Genomic DNA, 20635 nt, shown 5'->3' with positions numbered 1-20635 from the left:
AATTAATTTAAACCTTTTGCAGTTGGGCCGGCTCAACACTCAGGTAACGGCATCCCGCCATGTTCAAGGAGATCCACCATGACCACGCAACTGATCAAACAGATGGGCCTGACTTTCGTGCTGGTTGCCGGCTCGATTTCCACGGCCATGGCCGCGACGTCCAACAGCTTCGTAGAAGACGCGGCACAAGGCGGCATCACTGAAGTCGAGGCCGGCAAACTCGCCCTCGAAAAAAGCAGCTCGGCCGATGTGAAAACCTTTGCCCAGCACATGGTCACCGACCACACCAAGGCCAACCAGGAACTGGCAGCCCTGGCGAAAAAACTCGATATCGAAGTGCCGGACGATGCCGCGCTGACCGACAAGGCCAAGAAAGCCATCCTCGAACTGCGCGATGAATCGTTCGACAAGGCCTACGCCAACAACCAGGTGGCGGCCCATGAAAAAACTGTCGAACTGTTCCAGAAAGAAGCCGCTTCCTCGGACAACGCCGAGCTGAAAGCCTTCGCCACCAAGACCCTGCCGACCCTTGAAGCCCATTTGAAAATGGCCAAGGAACTGCAAGCCAAACACGACCATTAATCTACCCCTGACCCAAGGAGACACTCGACCATGAGCGCGCAACTCAACGGCAAGCACATCCTGATCATCACCTCCAACACCGGCATCGAGCGCGACGAGCTGGTCAAGCCGCTGGAAGCGCTGCGCGGGTTCGGCGCCACCGTAACCCACGCATCCAGCAAGGGCGGCACCACCCAGACGTTTGTCGGCGATACCGAGAAAGACAAGACGGTGGAATCCGACGTGCAACTGTCGGACGTGGTCAGCAGCGAATTCGATGCACTGGTCATCCCTGGCGGCACTGTCAACGCCGACACCCTGCGCCAGGATGCAGCGGCGCTGCGGGTGATCAACGACTTCGTCAAGGCCGGCAAGACCGTGGCCGCGATCTGTCACGGCCCATGGGCGCTGATCGACGCCGGCGTGATCAAGGGCAAGACGCTGACCTCCTACAAAAGCGTGCGCATCGACCTGGAAAACGCCGGTGCCGCCGGTTGGGTGGATGCCGAGGTCAAGGAGTGCAAGGCCAATGGCTGGACCTTGATCACCTCGCGGACACCGGATGACTTGCCGGCATTCAACCAAGCCATCGCCAAGGCCCTGGCGGGTTGATAGCGATGGGCTGAAACGCAAACAGGCGCCTCTCGGCGCCTGTTTTTTTACCTGTGGACCTTAGCTTCTGCGCTGCTGCGCCATCTCTCGCTTGGGACCGAATATCGCCCAGGCAATCAGCCCCAACAGCGGCACGAAAATCAGCACTACCACCCACAGCCCCTTGGTTTCCCAGCCACCGGTGCTGCGCAATACGACGTTGATCGCCCACAATTCCAACAGCAGCAAAATCACCGCCAACGCGATCCAGATATATTCTATTTGCATGGTTCACCTCCTGAGGTCTATGCATTAGGTCAAGCATCTGGCCCGAGGGTTCCATCCGATTTGCACCCGGGCACATCGCGGGCAACCTTCTAGACTCAACCTCAGTCACCCCTCTTGCACTGAATTCCGGAGGTTCAGGATGACCGAGCATGTTATCCACTTTCACTGCCAGATCGACCAAGGCACCACCGAGCGTTTTCGCGACTGCTGCCTGGATGCGATCGACGAAGGCGCCAGTTCGCTGCTGCTGAACCTGTCGACCACGGGCGGCAGCACCAACTTCGGGTTTACCCTCTACACCTTCCTCAAGGCGCTGCCGGTGCCGCTCTGCGCGATCAACGCGGGCAATATCGAATCCATGGGCATCATCATGTTCCTGGCAGCGAACCGGCGTATCACCACGCCGCATTCGCGCTTTCTGATCCATCCGATGAACTGGTACTTCAGCCAGAGTTCGGTGGACCACCAACGGCTGCGCGAGTACCTGTCGAGCCTGGATAACGACCTGGCCCGCTACGTGAAAATCTATGAACTGGAGACGTCCCAAGCCGACACCCAGCTGGATATTTTCAAGTGCCTGTCAGCCGAGGAAAAGGTCATTGCCGCGCACGAATCGCTCGCCTACGGGATTGCCCATGAGGTCAAGCAGGTGGTGTTCGCTGAAGACATCAAGCATTGGAAAGTCAGCGGCGGCTAGGGACGGCGTAATGCAACCCAAACCTTGCACGACCATGCAAGCTGCACGACCGCCACACTCACGATCTCAAGATAAACGACTGATTCATAAAGGATTTATAAATACGTTCAAGTTGGTATAACTGATGCACTACCTAACGGACGAGGCGCGCACTTCGACGCGCCCGCTTGCTATCCGTGAGGTTCCACCATGAATGCCATCGACCTTCTCAAGGCTGACCACGAACGCGTCAAGGCGTTGCTGACCCAACTGAGCGAGTCCACCGAACGCGGCGTCAAGAAGCGCACCGAACTGCTGGCCAAACTCGAGATGGAGATCAGCCTGCACACCAAGCTCGAGGAAGAGATCCTCTACCCGGCCTTCCGCAAAGCCGGCGGCAAGGAGCAAGACATCATGTACCACGAAGCCAAGGAAGAGCATCGCACGGTCGACGCCCTGGTGCTGCCCGACCTGAAGCAGACCGAGCCATCCACCACCGAGTTCTCCGGGCGCGTCAAAGTGGTCAAGGAACTGCTGGAACACCACATCGAAGAAGAGGAAACCGAGATGTTCCCCCAGGCCAGGAAGCTGCTGGGCAAGGCGGTGCTGGAAGAACTCGGCGCTGAAATGGAAGCGATGAAAGCGGCGCACAAGAAATCCATGGGCGCCAAGCCGCTCGCGGCGTGACGTCCATTCGTCGCATGGCGGCGAACTTTTTCAAACTTTGCTTTCGGTTGAGTATTCCCAATTAAGCGACACCATTGATTCACTCATTGATGAGGGATTTGAAAATGGCTACCAGCGGAAAAACCACCACGGGTGCAGGCGGCAAAGCCAAGCCCGACACACAGAAAAAAAGCGGCGGTCAAGGTTCGGGCGGCAACTTTGCCAATGACCGCGAAAAGGCTTCTGAAGCCGGCAAAAAAGGCGGGGCGCACAGCTCCGGCGGCGGCAAGAAGTCTTGATTGAAGCAGTACTGGAGCCCGGATTTTTCGGGCTTCAGTCATGATCAGAGCAACAAGGGGATCGCGTCATGAAGACCAGAATGTCCCAAAGGATTTTGCTTATCGTCGGCCTGTCGGCCCTGCTGGCCAGTCCGGCCTTCGCCGCCTTCGGCGATGATACCGCGCCGTCACCGAATACGCTGAGCGACAGCAGCGCCGCCGGCTCTGCCCTGCCGCCGGGCACCTACCCCAGCAGCCCATCAGACAGCGACAAAAAAACCGAGACTGCTCCCAAGGAAAAAGCCTCGCCGAGCCCTGCGCCGCACAAACAGCCCAGCAGCAAGGCGACGAAAAAGAAAACCCCGCATACCGGCAGTTGACGCGTTACATCAGCGGGATGCTGTAGCTGACAATCAGGCGCGTTTCATCTTTGTCTGCGGTGTCATTCCCGCGCAGCACCGCACCGCGCCAGGTAAACCCCAAGCCCTTCAACGTGCCGGTGGGAATCACATAATCCAGGCGCAGGTCGCGTTCCCATTCGCTGTTATCGCGGCCGGCGGTACGGATATGGCTGCCGTGGATATAAGTCACGCTTGAACGCAGGCCAGGAATGCCCAGGCCGGCAAAGTCATAGGCATAGCTGCCCACCGTCGCCTGCTCGCCAGCATTCACGAACTTCAGTGACTGCGAATTGGTGATCAGGTAGAGCGAGCGGCCCTGACCTTGGTTGATATGCGGGAAGTCACTTTCGCCCGTGGTTTTCTGGTAGCCGAGGCTCAACGCGTGCCCGCTCAGACCATAGGTGAACAGTGCGCTCCACAAGCGGTTGTCGACCTTGCCCGTGTTGATGCCCGGCGCGTAGTAACCCGAGCTGACATACCCTTCGCTGCGCCCCGCCGCGCTGCCATTCTTGCCATCAGCGGTGCTGTAGAAATAGCGCAGGTCGCTCTTGAACTGCCCCACCGGCAACTGCCAGTTGTGCACCAGGCCGAGGAAGTGCTGCTGGTAGAAATTCTCCAGGTTGGCGTAGTAGTACTGCAGCTGCAGCTGCTTGGTGACGCTGTAATCAACCCCGCCGTAATAGAACTGGTTGCTGGATTTGCCTTTGATCGGGTCATTGGCACCGGCAATCGACATGCCCTGGCCGTTGCTGGAATTACGGTCGACAACCTGCTCAAGCTTGCCGGCCACCAGGTTGAAATCCTTGAAGTCCTTGGAATCCAGCTGATAGCCACGAAAGGTCTGGGGCAGCAGGCGCCCGTCTTCGGTGGTCAGCACCGGCAGCTTGGGCATCAGGCTGCCGACTTTCAATTGAGTCTGGGCGATGCGCATTTTGCCGGTGACGCCAGTCTTGCTGAAGTCATGTGCAGCCTTGCCGTCGTCGAGGGGGAAAACGCTGCCAGGGGTGTTGTCTTCACCGGCCTTGCCCGCGCGGCCCGACGCATCCAGGCGCAGGCCATACCATTGTTGCAGGTCCAGGCCCAGGCCGACCACGCCCTCGGTGAAACCGGACTGGTAGTTGAACATGAAGGCCTGGCCCCACTCCTTGTCCGAGGCGCCCCTGGCATTGCGGGTGTCCTGGTTGTAGTAGAAATTGCGCAGGTCGAGGCTGGCTTTGCTGTCATCGATAAAACCGGCGGCAGCCGCCTGCTGCGCCGCGCCGATGGACACGGCGAGCGCCAGGCAAGTGGTGTGCTTCATGAAGGCTCCGAGAAGTGATTGAGGCGACCCCGTCACGGCCCAACCCTGTTCTTTGTCAGTCGGGTCGGTGCCGCATTCAACGGGAGCGCGCACGGTATAGAGTTGAGCGGCACAGAAACAGCCGCCAAAACCGCCAATCACTTTTTCAGTTTGCGTAACAATCCAGGCCTGTCTCCGCTCGCGTCTGCCCGGCTGCTTCCCGATCAAGCCTGATCAAACTGCTCCCGCGCCTGGCGAAACGCCTCGCCGTTTCCCACCACCCAGGTCCACAGCGGAATCATGTGCACCAACAACTGCGTGCCGAGGGGCGACAGGGCGTATTCGACCCTTGGCGGCACTTCCTGAAAGTCATGGCGCAGCACCAGGCCGTCGCGTTCCAACTGGCGCAAGGTGCGGGTCAACATGCGCTGGGTGACGCCCGTCATGCGTCGACCGATCTCGGCATGGCGCAGGCGACCGGACACGCCGAGCACGTGCACGATGCCCAATGACCAGCGGTTGCCGGCGTGGCTCAACACCTCGCGCTTGAGGCCGTCATCGTCGGCGCTGAGTGCGTCGCAGGCGGCCTGCGAGCGGCGGATGATTTCGTCGTTATCCATGGGGGTCTCTCGGTATCACGCGTGTGCCTTCTTATGCGCGGCGTTTAATTCTGCAAGCATGCCACGACTTTCACTGTTGACGGAGAACCCTATGACTTCCCCTTCCATCCTGGTGCTCGGTGCCGGTGAACTGGGCATGGCCGTGCTGCGCGAACTGGTCGCCCTGGCGCCGCAGGGCACCCGCATCGCCGTGCTGTTGCGTGCGCAGTCGACTACTGCGAATGGCTTGAGTGAGCTCGGCGTCGAGCCATTGGCCGGCGACCTGCAGAACGATAGCCAGGACACGCTCGCCGCGCTGTTCGCGCCGTTCGACACGGTGATCAGTTGCATCGGATTTGCCGCAGGCCCAGGCACCCAACGCAAGTTGGCACAGGCGGCGATCCGCAGTGGGGTCAAGCGCTATGTGCCGTGGCAATTTGGCGTGGACTACGACGTGATCGGCCGTGGCAGCCCGCAGGACCTGTTCGACGAGCAACTGGACGTGCGCGACCTGCTGCGCGCCCAACAGACCACCCAGTGGCTGATCATCTCCACCGGGATGTTCACCAGCTTTCTGTTCGAGCCGTCGTTTGGCGTGGTCGACCTCGCGCAAAACACCGTGCATGCCCTGGGCGACTGGGACACAGCCGTCACCGTCACCACGCCCGAGGACATCGGCCGGCTGACGGCGCAGATCGTGCTCGCTGAACCCGCCATCGCCAACCAGGTGGTGTACACCGCTGGCGACACCCTGACCTACGGGCAGTTGGCCGACACCGTCGACGCCGCCTTGGGCATCCAGCTCCAGCGCGAACCCTGGTCGGTGCCGGCGCTACTGGCCGACCTCGCCAGCAGCCCCGACGACAACCTGAAGAAGTACCGCGCGGTGTTCGCCCAGGGCAACGGCGTGGCCTGGGACCCCGCCGTCACGTTCAACGCCCGGCACGGCATCGCCGTGACCGACGTCGACGCGTGGATTCGCCAGCACCTTACGGCACCGGCAACCAGCCGCTGAATTCGCCCCGCGTGTCCAGTGAGCCCCAGACAAAGTCCCCCGCCGGCTCCGGCGTGCGCGGTGGCTCGACGGTCGCTAGCGGGGTGCCCTTCCACTCCAGTACGGTCGAACCTTGCCAGGCCAGGATCACACCCTGTGCCGGGCTGTCGTCGGTATTGATCCAGCGCGCTGCGGCGGCGGCCATGAAGGCTTCGATCGGCTCATCGTCGATCTGCGTGCGATACGGCGAGCCCAGCAGCCAGCGACCGATGTTCAGGTGGTAGGTCCAGTCCTGTGCTGGCTGGTTGCGGTAAGCCCAGGTCATGAAGCTGCGGAACAGGTTCAGGCCCTCGGGTGGGTCGAGCTTGAGCAGCGCCGGGCAGATGTCGAACACGCTGTGCCAATACGGCAACAGGCGCGCATCCAGGTGTACGAAACAACGGGAATTGCTCGGGTAGTCAGGCTGCACAGGTTCCGCGCGCAGGCGACGCGACGCCTTGCGGACCAGGCGGCTGGCGCCGGCAGGCAACAGGTGGTTCATGAAACGCACTCTCAGTCGTGACGATAGAACGCCCCCTGGTTGCAGGGAGCCCAAGGCACACGTCAGAAAGTCGGGGAAGCGCGGGGGTTGGCCGAGGGCCAGGAATAACGCGGTGGCGCCTTGTTGCGCCGCTCATGCGCCGGACGCGGGGTTTGCGCCAGGCCCAACAGCCAGGCGAGACCGATCAGGAACACCAGCGCAACGGTGACGGCGTTGCACACCGGGCAGGCAAAGTAGTTCGAGATGTTGCTGGAAGACGGGCTGCCCAACCCTTTGTCGGAAAGTGGCGCCTGGCTACCGTCCACCGAACAGAACGCCCCGCCGATCCCGTTGAGTTGCTGGCCGAGCATCTGGCCATGCCCCAAACCGCACGCGAACAGGTTCATCAGCACGCAGAAGTACAGGGTCCAGACGATCAGCGGACGGGCGGGATGGCTCGATTTCATGGCTGCGACTCTACCATCAGAGCCGCAAAAGGATGAAGCACGGCATGCCCCTGTGGCAGAACGTCGCAGATTACGTGCGCTTCCCAGGGTTGGTAGACTTGGCACCCTCAAAGCCTGATGTGTAGATCCAGAGCAATGCAGGCGTTTCACAGGATGCACAGTTGATGAGTACGTTATTTACCCGCCGCAAGGTCCTGACCGGCATGGGCCTGCTGGGTCTGGGCCTGCTGGCCGGTTGTGACAACAGCCCCAGGTTGAACTTCAAGTACGGCAAGGACTTGAGCGACAAGATCATGGGCCGCACCTTCAAGCTCAAGAACACCGAGGGCGACACCGTCACCCTCAGCTCCTACCGTGGCCTGATGCCGGTGGTGTTCTTCGGCTTCACCCAGTGCCCGGCCGTGTGCCCGACCACCCTCGCCCGCGCAGCCCAGGCCAAGAAGCTGATGGGCCGCGACGGCGAGATCATGCAGGTGATCTTTATCACCCTGGACCCGGAACGCGACACCCCGGAGATTCTCGACAAGTACGTGAAAGCCTTCGACCCCAGCTTCGAAGCGCTGTATGGCACCCCGGAAGAAATCGCCGTGGCCGCCAAGGAGTTCGGGATCTTTTATGAAAAGATCCCGGCCGGCGACACCTACACGCTGTCTCACACGGCCACCAGTTTCGTGTTCGACACACGCGGCAACCTGCGCCTGGGCCTGCAGGCATCCCTTAACGCTAAAGAGTGCGCAGAAGACCTGCTCACCGTCATGGAGGTCTGCTAATGACTGCCGTTCAACACCTCAAGCGCACCCTGATCGGCCTGTCCCTGCTGGGCCTCGCAGCGCACGCCAGCGCCCAGGTACTGGTCACCGACGCATGGGTACGCGCCTCGGTGCCGGGCCAGCCGTCCAGCGGCGCATTCATGACCCTGACCGCCGACAGCGACAGCCAGTTGCTGAGCGTGGCAACGCCTGCGGCCAAGGACGTGCAGATCCATGAAATGAGCATGAAGGATGACGTGATGCGCATGGGCCCGGTGGATTCCGTCGCCCTGCCGGCAGGCAAGGCCGTCAAGCTCGACCCGGATGGTTATCACGTGATGCTGATGGGCCTGACCAGCCAGATCAAGGAAGGCGACCAGGTGCCGCTGACCCTCACGGTGAAAAACGCCAAGGGTGAGAAACAAGCCATTGAAGTCAAGGCCACCGCACGCGGCCTGGATGGGATGGACCATAGCAAGATGCATTGATCTGTTGCCGCTGGGTTTTCTGGACAGCACCAGGTTTTTGTGGCGAGCGGGCTTGCCCCGCGTTGGGCTGCGCAGCAGCCCTGAAACCTGACAACCCAAATCCACCTGAAGAACTGCAGTGCATGCCCGGGGCCGCTGCGCGCCCCAACGCGGGGCAAGCCCGCTCACCACAATAGCCCCCGCTCACCACAACAATCTTATTCAACACAACAGCCCTCTTCCTACAACAACCTCATTCACCACAACAGCCCCTCACCCAACACCCCCCTTCATTCAACGCAAACCCTCCCAACGCCATACCTAAAACCTCTGCCTTCAACACTTACTATATATTTTCAATCTGCAAACAGACCCGATAGCCTGATCCTGCCGCCTGTGCCCTGCGCCCGGTTGGCCCCCAATTCCAAAAATAAATCGGGTACTCCTGTGAACACATCCCCCCGCGCCCTGAAAAGCCTGCTGCCTCTGGCGGTGGCCTTCGCCCTCTTCAACAGCTTCGGCGCCCAGGCGGCCAACACCGGCGAGTTGCCGTGTACCACCACCGAACAATGCGCGGCCCAGGCGGCGAAAGTCGGCGCCACGCCCGACAGCTCGCAAACCGAACACAAGGCCAAGGCCGATCCGACCCAGACGCAATTCGCCTGGCTGAATCGCATCAACAAAGCCTCGATCGTGATGCTCACCGAAGAAGGCATCGTCAAGCCGGACATGGGCCAAAAGATCGCCGGCGGTGTGCGCTACGCCATTGCCCAGGCCGATCAGCCCGGCGGCACGCGCCCCAGCGATGTGCTGCAACTGGAAAAGATCATGACCGACAAGATCGGTCCCGAGGCCTCACTGATCCACTCCGGGCGCAGCCGCCAGGACATGCTCGCCACCTACCGCCTGGCCGCGTTGCGCAGCCAGGTGCTGGCCTACAGCGAGGCACTCAACGCCACGCGCCTGCGCCTGCTGAACATTGCCGACAAGAACGTCGACACCCTGGTGCCCGCCTACACCAACGGCGTGCAGGCCATGCCGATCAGCTATGCCCACTACCTGCTGGCCTTCGAAGCCGCGTTTGACCGTGATGGCCAGCGCATCCGCGAACTGTACACACGCTTGAACAAGAGCCCGATGGGCACCGCGGTGTTGGCAAACTCGGCCTACCCGCTGAACCGCGAGCGCCTGGCCGAGCTGCTGGGGTTTGATGGCGTGCGCGAGAACTCGCTGGATTCGAGCCAGGTGTCGACCTACGACATCCCGATCGAAGCAGCCAACCTGGCGTCGTCCTCGGCGATTCGTGTCGGCGCCATGATTGGCGACATCCACACCCAGTATCACCAGATCCGCCCGTGGCTGCTGCTCGATGAAGAGGCCACCTACACCAGCAGCGCCATGCCGCAAAAACGCAACCCCGGCTTGCTGATGCGGGCGCGGGAGACCGCCTCGGACGTGGTCGGCCTGGCCCAGGCCGTGACCTTGCGCGCGCATAACGTCACCACTGGCATGACCGACTACAAGTTCGCGTTCGACTCATTGGGCGTGTTCCGATCGACCAAGGAGATGTTCCAGGCCATGGACGCAGTGCTCGACGCGCTGCAGATCAACCCGCAGCGGGCCCTGGAAGAACTGGAATCGGAGTGGACCACGTCGATGGAGCTGGCCGACACCCTGGAGCGTCAATACAAAGTGCCGTTCCGTATCGGTCACAGCTTTGCCTCGCTGATCGTCACCGAAGCACGCAGCAATGGCACCACGCCGAAGACCTTCCCCTACGCCGATGCACAAAAGCTGTATAGCCAGGCGGCGGACAAGTACAAGTGGACTCCCAACACGTTGCCGCTGGACGAGGCCGGTTTTCGCGCGGCGTTGTCGCCGACCACCATGGTCCAAACCCGCAAAGGCACCGGCGGCCCGCAGCCGCAGGAGGTCAAGCGCATGCTGGTGGAGGCGCGCAAGACGCTGGAAGAGGATCAGCAGTGGCTGAAGGAGCGGCGTGAGAAGCTGCAAAGTGCAGAAGGCAACCTCGACAAGGCCTTCGACAAACTGGCCAATACCAAAGGCTGACCCCTCACCAGTAGGAGTCGGCTTGCCGGCTCCTACTGGGTAGGCAGTGCCTGTTTCAACACCTCACGATCAATCGACTTCTGCCACCCGCAAATCGCCAGGCACGCCACGCAGTTGCCGAGCACATTGGTCAGCGAGCGGCACTTCATCAAGCGCTCCACTCCCAGCAGCAGGCCCACCCCTTCCAGAGGGACCAGTTGCAGGATGTTCAAAGTGGCGATCAAGGTGAACAACGCCGACCCCGCCACACTGGTGGAACCCAGTGACGTCACCAGGCAGATCACCAACACCGCGAGCAGCTCCGGCAGGGCAATCTCGACCCCGGCCATATGTGCCAGGAACATGATCGCGGTAGTCAGGTAGAGGTTGGTCCCGGCCAGGTTGAAGGTGTAGCCGGTGGTCAACACCAGGCGCACTAACTGGCGATCGCAGCCCAGGGCTTCGAGTTTATCCACGCAACCGGGAAGTGCCGCCACGGAAGAACCGGTGAATGTCACCAGCAATAACTCTTCTTTCAAATAACCCATCAAACGCGTGAGCTTTATTCCAACTAAACGCGTAATAAAGGCCAATACCACAACCACAAATAACGCACTCACCAGGTATATAACCAGCACGAACTTCAACAGCGGCAAGACCGAACTAACCCCATATTTACCCACCACAAACGCCATCGCCCCAAACGCCGCCAGCGGGGCAAACTTCAAGATTATCCGCAGTACGAAAAACACCCCATGGACGCCCGCCTCCAGCCAGCCCAGGCAGCGATTGCCGAGGCTGCTGCCGCGCCCCAGCAGCAGCCCGCAGAGCACGGCGGCGAACATCACTTGCAGCACCAGGCTCTGGGTAAACACGCGGTACAACGTGGAGGACGCCGACAGCAGCGACAGTTCATGCAGGAAGCTTTCGGGCGGTAACGGCGGCGCCGAGACCGCGCTGGTCTCGAGGTTGAACACCCAGCCCGTGGCCATGCCCAGCATCAGCGCGGCACACGACATCAACTGGAAATACACAATGATGCGCCGTACGACATGGCGGTGCTGCGGCGCGCGCTTGATACCGGCAACACCGGTGGACACCAATACAAACAACAGGAACGGCATCAATAAGCCGACGCACTTGATGAAACCGTCACTCAACACTTTCATTTCAATCGCCAGGCTCGGAGACACCAGGCCCAGCGTCATGCCAAGTGCGATGGCAATCAAAATAGGCAGGGTGGCGTTCTTGGCGTATCGGGTCGGCATCGGTACTCCAGCCTGTTTTTATTTATTGTTATTGTCGCTGCGCGCCGCTTTCGGCATATTGGGCGCCTGGCCGCTGCCGGCCGCAAATAATAAAGTCTTGTCACGGGATATACCACCATGGAACTTCGCCATTTACGCTATTTCATCATGGTGGCTGAAGAGCGACATTTCACCCGTGCCGCTGCGCGCCTGAACATGCAGCAACCGCCCCTCAGCCAGCAGATCCGCGCGCTCGAGCAAGAGCTGGGCTTCGACCTGTTCAAGCGCCACCCCAAGGGCGTCGACCTGACGGCCGGTGGCCTGGTGTTTCTCGATGAAGCGCGGATCATCCTCGCCCGTGTCGAACAAGGCTCGCTCAAGGCGTCCCGCGCCGCCCAAGGCATCGAGGGCACGCTGGTGATCGGCTTTACCAGCTCCGCCGCCGCCCACCCGCTGATCCCACGGATCATTCGCGCGTACCGCGAGCGCTACCCCGGCGTGGAACTGTCGATCAACGAAGGCAGCGCCCGGGAGGTGACCGAGGACAGCGTCGAAAAACGCATCGACATCGGCATCCTCCGCGCGCCGGTCAGCACTCACCAAAGCCTGACTTTCCACCGCCTGCTCAACGAAGAAATGCTGCTGGCGCTGCCCACCGGCCACCCATTGCTGAAAGCCCCCGGCACCGACATCGCGCTCGACGCGCTCAAGGATGAACGTTTCATCCTCGTGCGCCGCCCCGGCGCGCCGGGCATGTACGCCAACCTGATCAAAGCCTGCCAGAACGGCGGCTTCGAACCGAAGATCGCCTTTGAAGTGGAACGCATGCTCACCAATCTCAGCCTGGTGGCCGCCGGTGAAGGCATCTCGGTAGTCCCTGCGTCAATGCGCGACGTACACCGCGAAAGCGTGGTGTATTGCCGGATCAAGGACGCGCGGCCGAAGCTGCTGGCGCCGATTACCCTGGTGCGGCGCACATTCAATCCATCGGCGCCGCTGCAGAACTTTATCGGGCTGGCGCGGGAATTGGCCGGGGTGTATCGCAAGCAGGCACTCAATCCACACTAAACAGCGTCGCACCTACCTGGCGCGGCACGCGATAGACATAGATAGCGGTCGGTCATCCGGCTTGTTTGCCGGCAAGCCGCCCCCTACAAAGTGTGGTGTCAGGGGCTGAGCTGTTTGGTCATCGGGATACATGCCAGCTGCAAACCGGACGGCGAATGGTAAATCGCCTGCTCGTCCCCCACGTACCCACACGCCCGATAGAAACTCGCCGCATTCAACGTCGAGTCCAGGACCAATGCGGTCATGTCCAGCTCGCGTGCCAAGTCTTCCAGAAACGCCAGCATCGCCTTGCCATAACCGTGGCCGGTGTAATCGGGCAACACGAACAGCGCGCCCACTTCGTTATTGCGCGGGTCGAGCATTCCGGTGGCTACCGCCTCGCCGTTGACCCAGCCCAGGTAAAACGGTTGATCCATCAGGGCGTCGTAGCCGTCCTCGGCTTTTCCCCGCGTCCACAGCAGCATTTGCTCGCACGTATAGGCGCCGATGCATTGGCTGCGAATGGCCCGCAAGTGGATGTCGAACGCCACCTGGGCGTGCTCCGGGGTGGCGCGTTTTATCTCCAGCATGTGCATCTCCCTGCATGAAATCATCGTGCCACTAGCACACTTGTGCTAATCGACCGCTTCCCCCAGCGGCGCTATATTCGCCGCCACTTCCAACGTTCCCCACGCACCGCGCATTCATTGCGCGCGGGTTCGTTGTGCGTTGGAAAAACCATAACAACCCAAGGAAGAATCAACATGAAACTGCACGCCTCCATTACCCGTCTCACCCTGCTCGGCGCCCTGATCATCGGCGTCGCCGGCTGCAGCAACGTCAAGCCCAGCGAAGACCACCTCAAGACCCTGTCGGAAACCAACCTGGGCGAACCGGTCAAGCGTATTTCCAATGTGCGCAGCGATTCGATGACCACCTACTACATCGCCAGCGCTGCCTCCGGCGAGTACAACTGCTCGGTGCCCAGCGGCGCCAGCGGTGGCTTGTTCACGGTGGCCAGCTTTGGCTTGATGAAGCCCGCCGCTTACTGCCAGCCCAAGGGCGCACGCGGCAACGCACTGCAAGGGTTCACCCAGTAACCGTCTCCTGGCTCAGGTCCCGCAGGGTGCCGCGCAGTTCAGCGGGACGCACGGGCTTGGAGAGAATGGCGATCTGACGGTCGTGCAAGGCGGCCTGGATTTTCTCCACATCGTGCCCGGTGAGGATCAGGGCCGGGACCGCCCAGCCGCGTTGTTCGCGCAGGGCATCGATGCATTCGATGCCGGTGGCGTGATTCCCCAGGTCGTAGTCGGCGACGATGATGTCGCAATCGCTGACCAGGTCGCGTCCTGATGACTCGGCCTGGACCACGCAGCCCCAGCGCTCCAGCAGGGCCTGGGTGGCGAGCAAGACGTTGTGATCATCTTCCACCAGGCACACTTTCAAACCGGTCAGCAGGCCCGCCTGGCGCGTTTCGTCGCGAGCGGCCGGTGCACGCGGTGCGGTGGCGAGGGTCAGGCCGTAGAGGCTCACGGACGTGCCATGGCCAACCCGTGAACGCAGGCTCACGTGTACCCCCATCAACTGCCCCAGGCGCTTGACGATGGACAGCCCAAGGCCGACGCCTTCGACGTCTTTGTCACGCAGGTGGCGTACCCGATAAAACTCTTCGAAGACCTTTGACAGATGCTCCTCGGCAATCCCCCGACCCCGGTCATGCACCTCCACCGCCAAGCCACCGTCGCGAATGCGCACGCCGATCAACACGGGACGGTGCGCACCGTATTTGAAGCAGTTGGACAGCACGTTCTGCACCATGGTCGCCAACAGCGCCGGGTCGACCAGCACCCAGTATGCGCAAGGCCGCAGGCGCAATTCCACGCCGGCCCAACGCGCCGCCTCGGCGTTCTGGCGCACCAGATCAGCGAGGAATTCACCCAGGTGGATCGCCTGGTATTTGGGCAACAGGCGGCCGTTGTCGAGGGTGTAGAGGTCGAGGATCGAGCGGAACAACTGCGACACGTTGAGCAGCGAACGGTCGATGTTGTCCACCAGCCGCCGCTCTTCATCGCCGAGCCTGGCTTCGCGCAGGCACGCAGTGAACAGGCCGATGGAGTGGATGGGCTGGCGCAGGTCATGACTGGCCTGGGCCAGGAACCGGGACTTTTCCAGGTTGGCCGCGATGGCTTGTTCGGACGCCTTGCGCGTACGTTCCAGGAGGATATGCGCGTACACAGGGATCACCGTGCTGGTGATCATCAGCATCAGCACCATGAAGGGTTGCGCCTGCCATACCGGCGTGAGCCGGTACACCACCAACAACGCCAGCAACGCCAATGCCGTGGCAATCGCCAGGTAGCGCGAGCCATAGCGCATGCCGTTGCCCAGGTTGACCCACACCATCACCGCATACAGCGGCAACGCCGCTTCACCGCCGATGACCATGCCGAACGAGGTGCCGGTGTAGTCGTGGAGCATGCCGAAAATCCGTCGCGCCGGGTAATGCCCGGGCCACCGCGCGATGACCTGGCGCAAGACGATGGAGGCCAGCAGGAACAGCACGATGTACAGGATTACCGGCAGGTAGGTGTCCAGCGACTGTCCGGGCAGGAAGCCCAGCGCGCCGATATACACGATAGCAATGGCGGCCACCACGATGCGCAGGTTGGCCTGGTCGAGTTCGGAGTTGGTCTCAAGACTCATGGGTTACGTCCTTGTGCGGCAGTCAACAAATCCATCATGCACCCCAGGCAGACCCTGGGCGCGGTGGTAAGGTAGCATGCCAGCGCACAACCTTGCCCCAGGGAGGAGCACGCCATGACCGATCGCATCATCATCGCCGACGACCATCCGATGTTCCGTGAAGGCATGCGGCGCACCGTACAGCGCTTGCTGCCCGAAGCCGTGGTGCAAGAGGCCGGCGACCTGGACACGGTGCTCGCGCTGATCGGCGACGGCCACGACGTCGATACGCTGATCCTCGACCTGCGCTTTCCCGGCCTGACCTGCATGAGCCAGCTGGTCGAGCTGCGCCAGCGACTGCGGCGCACCACCCTGGTCGTGGTGTCGATGGTCGATGACCCGGCGCTGATCGATCAAGTGATGGCCCTGGGTGCCGACGGGTTTATCGGCAAGAACATCGCCCCCGACGAGATCGGCCAGGCGCTGCTGGCGATTCGCGAAGGCGAGGTGCTGGTCAAGTTCGCGCCCTCCGGCCTGCTGCCCCTCGACACTCACACCCTCACCACCCGCCAGCAGGAAGTGCTGCGCCTGATCGCCCAGGGCAAGACCAACAAGGAAATCGCCAAGGCCCTGGATATCTCGCCGTTTACCGTGCGCATCCATGTGTCGTCGCTGCTGCGCACCTTGGACGTACCCTCGCGGGCAGCGGCAGCGGTGAAGTATTCCGGCGAGTTCTAGGCGTTTTCATTGCCCGCGCGCGTGAAGGAATACCGGTCGATATCGGTGCGCAGCTTCCAGCCTTGGCCCTGCCAATACTGGGCGGCGTGGGTGTTGGTCTTGAACACGTCGAGGTGGCATTTGTGGATACCCAACTGTTCCAACGCCTCAAGGCAGCGCCGGGTCAACGCCTGCGCGAGGCCTTGGCGACGGTAGTCCGGCAGCACCAGCAAATGCTGCAGATACCCGCGACGCCCGTCGTGGCCGCACATGACGCACGCGATCAATTGGCCTTCGACTTGCGCGACAAAACTCATCCCGGGGTTGCGCGCCAGGTAGCGCTCGGTAGCCTCGCGGGAGTCGGCATCACGCAGGGAGATGCCGGGGGTGTTTTGCATGAGGGTAAGCACGGCGTCGTAGTCGGACGCGGTCATGACGCGGATGTCAGGCATGGCGAAAACCTTGTGGAAGCGGGCGTGCCCGCGCTGTCGGTGAGTCAGATGGAACGCTATCGCCGGGCAGATTGCAATCGCGGGCAAGCCCGCTCCCACACCGAAAGGAGGAGGCCCGGTAACGCCGCGGGCGACGGCTCTGCATCCGATATTTATGCTCACTTCCCAGCTTAATAATATTTTATTAATAACCGCCCTCCCCCTAGCCTTGAAGTCATGCCCGAGCTGAATCCAACTGCATTACGGAAGGACAGACACATGACTGTAGCGATAACAAAAATAGATACCCTGGTGGTGGGAGCCGGTCAGGCTGGCGTGGCCATGAGCGAGCATTTGAGCAAGCAAGGCGTGCCCCACCTGGTGCTGGAACGCAGCCGGATTGCCGAGCGCTGGCGCACCGGGCGCTGGGATTCGCTGGTCGCCAACGGGCCGGCCTGGCACGACCGCTTCCCTGGCCTGGAATTCGATGACGTCGCCGCCGATGGCTTTGCGCCAAAAGAACGGGTGGCGGATTACTTCGAGGCCTATGCACGCAAATTCAACGCGCCGATCCGTACCGGCGTGGACGTGACCTCAGTGGTGCGCAATGTCGGCCGCCCAGGCTTCACCGTGCACACCAGCGAAGGCGTGATCGAAGCCAACCGCGTGGTGGCCGCGACCGGGCCTTTCCAGAAGCCGGTGATCCCGGCGATTGCGCCCAAGGACACCGCGCTGCACCAGCTGCATTCCGCCGACTACCGCAACCCCGCGCAACTGCCGGCCGGCGCCGTGCTGGTGGTGGGCGCCGGCTCGTCCGGTGTACAGATCGCCGATGAACTGCAGCGCTCCGGTCGCCAGGTGTACCTCTCAGTCGGCGCCCACGACCGCCCGCCGCGCGCTTACCGCAACCGTGATTTCTGCTGGTGGCTGGGCGTGTTGGGCGAGTGGGACCAGGCGGCGATGAAACCTGGCCGCGAGCACGTGACCATTGCGGTGAGCGGCGCCCATGGCGGCAAGACCATCGATTTTCGCAAGTTGGCCCAGCAAGGCATGACCCTGGTCGGCTTGACCCAAGCCTTCAACGGCAGTGTCGCCACCTTCCAGCCCAATCTGGTCGAGAACCTGGCGCGCGGTGACGAGAATTACCTGGCCCTGCTGGATGCGGCCGATGCCTATATCGAGCGCAACGGCCTGGACCTGCCGCTGGAGCCTGAGGCGCGCCGTGTCTTCCCCGATGCAGACTGCATCCGCCAGCCAATCCTGGAACTGGACCTGGCCAAGGCCGGCATCACCTCGATCATCTGGGCCACCGGGTTTGCCGTGGATTACAGCTGGCTGCAAGTCGACGCATTCGACGCTGCCGGCAAGCCGCAACACCAGCGCGGCGTGTCCAGCGAAGCCGGAATCTACTTCCTTGGCTTGCCCTGGCAGTCACGTCGCGGCTCGTCGTTTATCTGGGGCGTGTGGCACGACGCCAAGTACGTGGCCGACCACATCGCCATCCAGCGCCAATACCTCGAATACCGCGACGCCGCCCCGGTGGCTCACAAAACACCTGTCAGTGCCTGACCCTTATTTTTCGGAGTTTTCCAGATGCCTACCCACACTCGCATCCGCATGTTCAACACCAAGGAAACCTACCCCAACCAGAGCCTGGACAATGACCTGTGCCAGGCCGTGCGCGCCGGCAATACCGTGTACGTGCGCGGCCAGGTCGGCACCGATTTCGACGGTAACCTGGTCGGGCTCGGCGACCCACGCGCCCAGGCGGAACAGGCCATGCGCAACGTCAAGCAACTGCTCGAAGAAGCCGGCAGCGACCTCAGCCATATCGTCAAGACCACCACTTACCTGATCGACCCGCGCTACCGCGAGCCGGTGTACCAGGAAGTCGGCAAGTGGCTCAAGGGCGTGTTCCCGATCTCCACCGGGTTGGTCGTCTCGGCCCTGGGCCAGCCGCAGTGGCTGATGGAAATCGATGTGATCGCGGTTATTCCCGAATAAGGAGCTGCCCATGACGTTTTCCATCGTCGCCCGATGCGCCGACACCGGCCAGTTGGGTATTGCCATCAGTTCCTCAAGCATTGCCGTGGGCGCCCGTTGCCCGTGGCTGCGGCCCGGCGTGGGTGCGGTGTCGACCCAGAACATCACGCTGCCGGCGCTGGGCCCGGACGTGCTCGATTTGCTCGAACAAGGCCTCGCCCCTGCCGAGGCCATCGACACCGCGTTGACGCGCAATGGCTACAGCCAGTACCGACAGCTCACGGCCATTGATCACCTGGGCCGCAGCGTGCATTTCAGCGGCAGCGAAACCCTCGGCACCCACAACGCCGTGTCGGGCGAGCAATGCGTGGCAGCGGGCAATATGCTCGCCGACCGCGCGGTGATCGACGCGATGGTCACCGCCTTTGAACAGGCCGAAGGGCAGTTGGCGGATCGACTCCTGGCCGCCATGCACGCCGCCATCGCCGCCGGTGGCGAAGCCGGCCCGGTGCACTCCGCCGCACTGGTGGTGGTGGGCGAACTGACCTGGCCGATCATCAACCTGCGGGTCGATTGGGCGGACGAGGCGCCAATCGGCGCGCTGCAAAAACTCTGGGACGCCTACCGCCCGCAAGTGCAGGACTACATCGACCGCGCCCTCGCCCCCGACCGTTCGCCCGGCTACGGCGTGGCCGGAGACGAGCGATGAGCCAGAGCCAGGCGTTGCTGCGCACGCTGGTGGGGTTCGACACCACCAGCCGCGAATCCAACCTGCAGTTGATCGAGTTTGTGCACGATTACCTGGCGAGCTTCGGCGTGGCCAGCGAGCGGATCTACAACGAGGACCGCAGCAAGGCCAACCTGTTTGCCAGCATCGGCCCGGTGCAATTGCCCGGCATTGTGCTGTCCGGGCATACCGACGTGGTGCCGGTGGACGGCCAGCCCTGGACGGTGCCGGCGTTCGAGTTGACCGCACGCGACGGCAAATTGTTTGGGCGTGGCACGGCAGACATGAAGGGATATATCGCCTGTGTGCTGGCGCTGGTGCCGGGGTTGGTCGAGGCGCCGTTGCGGATGCCGGTGCATATCGCCCTGTCGTATGACGAAGAGGTCGGCTGCCTCGGCGTGCGCTCGTTGCTCAAGGTGCTGGAGCAACGACCGGTGAAACCGATGCTGTGCATTATCGGCGAACCCACCGAGCTCAAGCCGGTGCTGGGCCACAAGGGCAAGCTGGCGATGCGCTGCGACGTGCATGGCGAGGCCTGCCATTCGGCCTACGCGCCGTACGGGGTGAATGCGATTGAACATGCCGCCGAGTTGATCGGTGAACTGGGCCGCATCGGACAGCAGCTGCGCGGCACCCAGGACGCGCGGTTCGATCCGCCGTTCAGCACCGTGCAGACCGGCGTGATCAGTGGCGGCAAGGCACTCAACATCGTGCCCGCCGATTGCCGCTTCGACTTCGAGATTCGCGCGTTACCGTCGCAAGACCCAGGCGAGGTGGCCGACGCGTTGAAGGCCTATGCCACGCAGCAGGTGCTGCCGCGCATGCAGGCGGTCAGCGCGCAGAGTGCGATTCACTTTACCGAGCTGTCGGCCTATCCGGGGTTGGTCACCGACGAACGCAGCCAGGCCGCGGAGTTGATTGCCGCGTTCAGTGGTTCACGTGAGTTCGGCACCGTGGCCTTTGGCACCGAGGGTGGCTTGTTCGATGCGGTGGGCATCCCCACCGTGGTATGCGGGCCGGGGAGCATGGACCAGGGGCATAAGCCGGATGAGTTTGTGAGTGTCGACCAACTGGCGGGGTGTGATGCCATGCTGTGGCGGATGCTCGATTCAATCCGTGCGTGAACCGCCTATCTGCAGGCAACACAGGTTACCAATGTGGGAGCTGGCTTGCCTGCGAAAGCGGTACATCAGCCACACCTGGGGCAACTGACCCA

25 protein-coding genes and 1 pseudogene are annotated in these 20635 nt (G+C 62.0%); 17 read left to right on the top strand and 9 right to left on the bottom strand.

Annotation, left to right across the window (positions count from 1 at the left end; translation table 11 throughout):
- Positions 1-78: 78 nt before the first annotated feature.
- Both AC07SI_RS19290 and AC07SI_RS19285 read left to right on the top strand, forming a co-directional pair.
- The gene (locus AC07SI_RS19290; protein ID WP_065907683.1) at positions 79-582 is read left to right on the top strand and encodes a DUF4142 domain-containing protein; all 504 of its coding nucleotides are present in this window, start codon (positions 79-81) and stop codon (positions 580-582) included.
- 30 nt (positions 583-612) lie between these two features.
- On the top strand, positions 613-1173 hold the full coding sequence (locus AC07SI_RS19285; protein WP_106803552.1) for a type 1 glutamine amidotransferase domain-containing protein: 561 nt from the start codon (positions 613-615) through the stop codon (positions 1171-1173).
- Between the two features lie 60 nt (positions 1174-1233).
- Here AC07SI_RS19285 and AC07SI_RS19280 read toward each other — a convergent pair whose 3' ends face one another.
- Positions 1234-1440, bottom strand: coding sequence for a PLDc N-terminal domain-containing protein (locus AC07SI_RS19280; protein WP_495006291.1), 207 nt, complete (start codon positions 1438-1440; stop codon positions 1234-1236).
- Between the two features lie 139 nt (positions 1441-1579).
- Between AC07SI_RS19280 and AC07SI_RS19275 the strand changes: the two genes are divergently transcribed.
- From AC07SI_RS19275 to AC07SI_RS19260, 4 genes and pseudogenes are all read left to right on the top strand, one after another.
- The gene (locus AC07SI_RS19275; RefSeq protein WP_065907679.1) at positions 1580-2137 is read left to right on the top strand and encodes an ATP-dependent Clp protease proteolytic subunit; all 558 of its coding nucleotides are present in this window, start codon (positions 1580-1582) and stop codon (positions 2135-2137) included.
- A gap of 189 nt (positions 2138-2326) precedes the next feature.
- Positions 2327-2803, top strand: coding sequence for a PA2171 family ribosome-binding persister protein (locus AC07SI_RS19270; RefSeq protein WP_065907677.1), 477 nt, complete (start codon positions 2327-2329; stop codon positions 2801-2803).
- A 170-nt stretch (positions 2804-2973) separates the two neighbouring features.
- A pseudogene (locus AC07SI_RS19265) lies at positions 2974-3081 on the top strand (con-10 family general stress protein); the annotation flags it as partial.
- An 80-nt stretch (positions 3082-3161) separates the two neighbouring features.
- Positions 3162-3440, top strand: coding sequence for a hypothetical protein (locus AC07SI_RS19260; RefSeq protein WP_495006290.1), 279 nt, complete (start codon positions 3162-3164; stop codon positions 3438-3440).
- A 4-nt stretch (positions 3441-3444) separates the two neighbouring features.
- Here AC07SI_RS19260 and AC07SI_RS19255 read toward each other — a convergent pair whose 3' ends face one another.
- Together AC07SI_RS19255 and AC07SI_RS19250 are read right to left on the bottom strand one after the other, a co-directional pair.
- On the bottom strand, positions 3445-4761 hold the full coding sequence (locus AC07SI_RS19255) for an OprD family porin (RefSeq protein WP_495006289.1): 1317 nt from the start codon (positions 4759-4761) through the stop codon (positions 3445-3447).
- A 203-nt stretch (positions 4762-4964) separates the two neighbouring features.
- Entirely contained in the window at positions 4965-5360 is a 396-nt protein-coding gene (locus tag AC07SI_RS19250) for a winged helix-turn-helix transcriptional regulator (protein WP_495006288.1), read from the bottom strand.
- A gap of 91 nt (positions 5361-5451) precedes the next feature.
- Between AC07SI_RS19250 and AC07SI_RS19245 the strand changes: the two genes are divergently transcribed.
- Positions 5452-6354, top strand: coding sequence for an aromatic alcohol reductase (locus AC07SI_RS19245; protein WP_495006287.1), 903 nt, complete (start codon positions 5452-5454; stop codon positions 6352-6354).
- Here AC07SI_RS19245 and AC07SI_RS19240 read toward each other — a convergent pair.
- Positions 6329-6874, bottom strand: coding sequence for a putative natural product biosynthesis protein (locus AC07SI_RS19240; RefSeq protein WP_495006286.1), 546 nt, complete (start codon positions 6872-6874; stop codon positions 6329-6331). The two genes, AC07SI_RS19245 and AC07SI_RS19240, sit on opposite strands and share 26 nt — an antisense overlap.
- Positions 6875-6936: 62 nt before the next feature.
- Positions 6937-7320, bottom strand: a complete 384-nt coding sequence (locus AC07SI_RS19235; protein ID WP_065907665.1) for a DUF2946 domain-containing protein — start codon at positions 7318-7320, stop codon at positions 6937-6939.
- A gap of 164 nt (positions 7321-7484) precedes the next feature.
- On the opposite strand from AC07SI_RS19235, the gene AC07SI_RS19230 reads away from it, so the two are divergent.
- The 3 genes from AC07SI_RS19230 (at position 7485) to AC07SI_RS19220 (ending at position 10606) form a co-directional block, all read left to right on the top strand.
- Positions 7485-8090 carry an SCO family protein gene (locus AC07SI_RS19230; RefSeq protein ID WP_065907664.1) on the top strand — a complete coding sequence of 202 codons (606 nt, stop codon included), beginning with the start codon at positions 7485-7487 and terminating at the stop codon, positions 8088-8090.
- Positions 8090-8557 (top strand): copper chaperone PCu(A)C, encoded by a 468-nt coding sequence (locus AC07SI_RS19225; RefSeq protein ID WP_065907662.1) that lies wholly within the window; start codon positions 8090-8092, stop codon positions 8555-8557. Before AC07SI_RS19230 ends, AC07SI_RS19225 begins: the two co-directional genes overlap by 1 nt.
- Before the next feature lie 426 nt (positions 8558-8983).
- On the top strand, positions 8984-10606 hold the full coding sequence (locus AC07SI_RS19220; RefSeq protein ID WP_495006285.1) for an argininosuccinate lyase: 1623 nt from the start codon (positions 8984-8986) through the stop codon (positions 10604-10606).
- Positions 10607-10638: 32 nt separating this feature from the next.
- On the opposite strand, the gene AC07SI_RS19215 is transcribed toward AC07SI_RS19220, so the two are convergent.
- On the bottom strand, positions 10639-11853 hold the full coding sequence (locus AC07SI_RS19215; protein ID WP_495006284.1) for a cation:dicarboxylate symporter family transporter: 1215 nt from the start codon (positions 11851-11853) through the stop codon (positions 10639-10641).
- A 117-nt stretch (positions 11854-11970) separates the two neighbouring features.
- On the opposite strand from AC07SI_RS19215, the gene AC07SI_RS19210 reads away from it, so the two are divergent.
- Positions 11971-12900 (top strand): LysR family transcriptional regulator, encoded by a 930-nt coding sequence (locus tag AC07SI_RS19210; RefSeq protein WP_106803544.1) that lies wholly within the window; start codon positions 11971-11973, stop codon positions 12898-12900.
- Between the two features lie 98 nt (positions 12901-12998).
- On the opposite strand, the gene AC07SI_RS19205 is transcribed toward AC07SI_RS19210, so the two are convergent.
- Positions 12999-13469, bottom strand: a complete 471-nt coding sequence (locus AC07SI_RS19205) for a GNAT family N-acetyltransferase (protein WP_495006283.1) — start codon at positions 13467-13469, stop codon at positions 12999-13001.
- Between the two features lie 174 nt (positions 13470-13643).
- Between AC07SI_RS19205 and AC07SI_RS19200 the strand changes: the two genes are divergently transcribed.
- Positions 13644-13979, top strand: coding sequence for a hypothetical protein (locus AC07SI_RS19200; protein WP_201145036.1), 336 nt, complete (start codon positions 13644-13646; stop codon positions 13977-13979).
- Here AC07SI_RS19200 and AC07SI_RS19195 read toward each other — a convergent pair.
- On the bottom strand, positions 13969-15582 hold the full coding sequence (locus AC07SI_RS19195) for an ATP-binding response regulator (RefSeq protein WP_065907650.1): 1614 nt from the start codon (positions 15580-15582) through the stop codon (positions 13969-13971). The genes AC07SI_RS19200 and AC07SI_RS19195 overlap by 11 nt on opposite strands.
- A 114-nt stretch (positions 15583-15696) precedes the next feature.
- Here AC07SI_RS19195 and AC07SI_RS19190 point away from each other — a divergent pair, with 114 nt between their 5' ends.
- Positions 15697-16299 (top strand): LuxR C-terminal-related transcriptional regulator, encoded by a 603-nt coding sequence (locus tag AC07SI_RS19190; protein ID WP_106803541.1) that lies wholly within the window; start codon positions 15697-15699, stop codon positions 16297-16299.
- Here the strand turns inward: AC07SI_RS19190 and AC07SI_RS19185 are convergent.
- Positions 16296-16730 carry a GNAT family N-acetyltransferase gene (locus tag AC07SI_RS19185; RefSeq protein WP_495006282.1) on the bottom strand — a complete coding sequence of 145 codons (435 nt, stop codon included), beginning with the start codon at positions 16728-16730 and terminating at the stop codon, positions 16296-16298. The two genes, AC07SI_RS19190 and AC07SI_RS19185, sit on opposite strands and share 4 nt — an antisense overlap.
- 216 nt (positions 16731-16946) lie before the next feature.
- On the opposite strand from AC07SI_RS19185, the gene AC07SI_RS19180 reads away from it, so the two are divergent.
- Genes AC07SI_RS19180 through argE form a run of 4 tightly spaced genes read left to right on the top strand, consistent with a single transcriptional unit; the run spans position 16947 to position 20543 of the window.
- Complete coding sequence (locus AC07SI_RS19180) at positions 16947-18278, top strand: flavin-containing monooxygenase (protein WP_495006281.1); 1332 nt, start codon at positions 16947-16949, stop codon at positions 18276-18278.
- Positions 18279-18302: 24 nt separating this feature from the next.
- The gene (locus AC07SI_RS19175) at positions 18303-18713 is read left to right on the top strand and encodes a RidA family protein (protein ID WP_010171793.1); all 411 of its coding nucleotides are present in this window, start codon (positions 18303-18305) and stop codon (positions 18711-18713) included.
- 10 nt (positions 18714-18723) lie between these two features.
- Positions 18724-19401 carry a DUF1028 domain-containing protein gene (locus AC07SI_RS19170; protein WP_106803538.1) on the top strand — a complete coding sequence of 226 codons (678 nt, stop codon included), beginning with the start codon at positions 18724-18726 and terminating at the stop codon, positions 19399-19401.
- Positions 19398-20543 carry an acetylornithine deacetylase gene (gene argE, locus AC07SI_RS19165; protein WP_495006280.1) on the top strand — a complete coding sequence of 382 codons (1146 nt, stop codon included), beginning with the start codon at positions 19398-19400 and terminating at the stop codon, positions 20541-20543. The genes AC07SI_RS19170 and argE overlap by 4 nt, the downstream gene beginning before the upstream one ends.
- Positions 20544-20635: the final 92 nt, after the last annotated feature.

The organism is Pseudomonas sp. GW821-FHT05D12 (genome assembly GCF_059419825.1).
Note: the sequence above shows the minus strand (reverse complement) of the source record. Positions and strands in the feature narration are given on the sequence as shown.

Coding starts and splice junctions, on each gene's coding strand:
- AC07SI_RS19290 (WP_065907683.1), top strand. CDS start 79: ATGACCACGCAACTGATCAAACAGATGGGCCTGACTTTCGTGCTGGTT.
- AC07SI_RS19285 (WP_106803552.1), top strand. CDS start 613: ATGAGCGCGCAACTCAACGGCAAGCACATCCTGATCATCACCTCCAAC.
- AC07SI_RS19280 (WP_495006291.1), bottom strand. CDS start 1,440: ATGCAAATAGAATATATCTGGATCGCGTTGGCGGTGATTTTGCTGCTG.
- AC07SI_RS19275 (WP_065907679.1), top strand. CDS start 1,580: ATGACCGAGCATGTTATCCACTTTCACTGCCAGATCGACCAAGGCACC.
- AC07SI_RS19270 (WP_065907677.1), top strand. CDS start 2,327: ATGAATGCCATCGACCTTCTCAAGGCTGACCACGAACGCGTCAAGGCG.
- AC07SI_RS19260 (WP_495006290.1), top strand. CDS start 3,162: ATGTCCCAAAGGATTTTGCTTATCGTCGGCCTGTCGGCCCTGCTGGCC.
- AC07SI_RS19255 (WP_495006289.1), bottom strand. CDS start 4,761: ATGAAGCACACCACTTGCCTGGCGCTCGCCGTGTCCATCGGCGCGGCG.
- AC07SI_RS19250 (WP_495006288.1), bottom strand. CDS start 5,360: ATGGATAACGACGAAATCATCCGCCGCTCGCAGGCCGCCTGCGACGCA.
- AC07SI_RS19245 (WP_495006287.1), top strand. CDS start 5,452: ATGACTTCCCCTTCCATCCTGGTGCTCGGTGCCGGTGAACTGGGCATG.
- AC07SI_RS19240 (WP_495006286.1), bottom strand. CDS start 6,874: ATGAACCACCTGTTGCCTGCCGGCGCCAGCCGCCTGGTCCGCAAGGCG.
- AC07SI_RS19235 (WP_065907665.1), bottom strand. CDS start 7,320: ATGAAATCGAGCCATCCCGCCCGTCCGCTGATCGTCTGGACCCTGTAC.
- AC07SI_RS19230 (WP_065907664.1), top strand. CDS start 7,485: ATGAGTACGTTATTTACCCGCCGCAAGGTCCTGACCGGCATGGGCCTG.
- AC07SI_RS19225 (WP_065907662.1), top strand. CDS start 8,090: ATGACTGCCGTTCAACACCTCAAGCGCACCCTGATCGGCCTGTCCCTG.
- AC07SI_RS19215 (WP_495006284.1), bottom strand. CDS start 11,853: ATGCCGACCCGATACGCCAAGAACGCCACCCTGCCTATTTTGATTGCC.
- AC07SI_RS19210 (WP_106803544.1), top strand. CDS start 11,971: ATGGAACTTCGCCATTTACGCTATTTCATCATGGTGGCTGAAGAGCGA.
- AC07SI_RS19205 (WP_495006283.1), bottom strand. CDS start 13,469: ATGCTGGAGATAAAACGCGCCACCCCGGAGCACGCCCAGGTGGCGTTC.
- AC07SI_RS19200 (WP_201145036.1), top strand. CDS start 13,644: ATGAAACTGCACGCCTCCATTACCCGTCTCACCCTGCTCGGCGCCCTG.
- AC07SI_RS19195 (WP_065907650.1), bottom strand. CDS start 15,582: ATGAGTCTTGAGACCAACTCCGAACTCGACCAGGCCAACCTGCGCATC.
- AC07SI_RS19190 (WP_106803541.1), top strand. CDS start 15,697: ATGACCGATCGCATCATCATCGCCGACGACCATCCGATGTTCCGTGAA.
- AC07SI_RS19185 (WP_495006282.1), bottom strand. CDS start 16,730: ATGCCTGACATCCGCGTCATGACCGCGTCCGACTACGACGCCGTGCTT.
- AC07SI_RS19180 (WP_495006281.1), top strand. CDS start 16,947: ATGCCCGAGCTGAATCCAACTGCATTACGGAAGGACAGACACATGACT.
- AC07SI_RS19175 (WP_010171793.1), top strand. CDS start 18,303: ATGCCTACCCACACTCGCATCCGCATGTTCAACACCAAGGAAACCTAC.
- AC07SI_RS19170 (WP_106803538.1), top strand. CDS start 18,724: ATGACGTTTTCCATCGTCGCCCGATGCGCCGACACCGGCCAGTTGGGT.
- argE (WP_495006280.1), top strand. CDS start 19,398: ATGAGCCAGAGCCAGGCGTTGCTGCGCACGCTGGTGGGGTTCGACACC.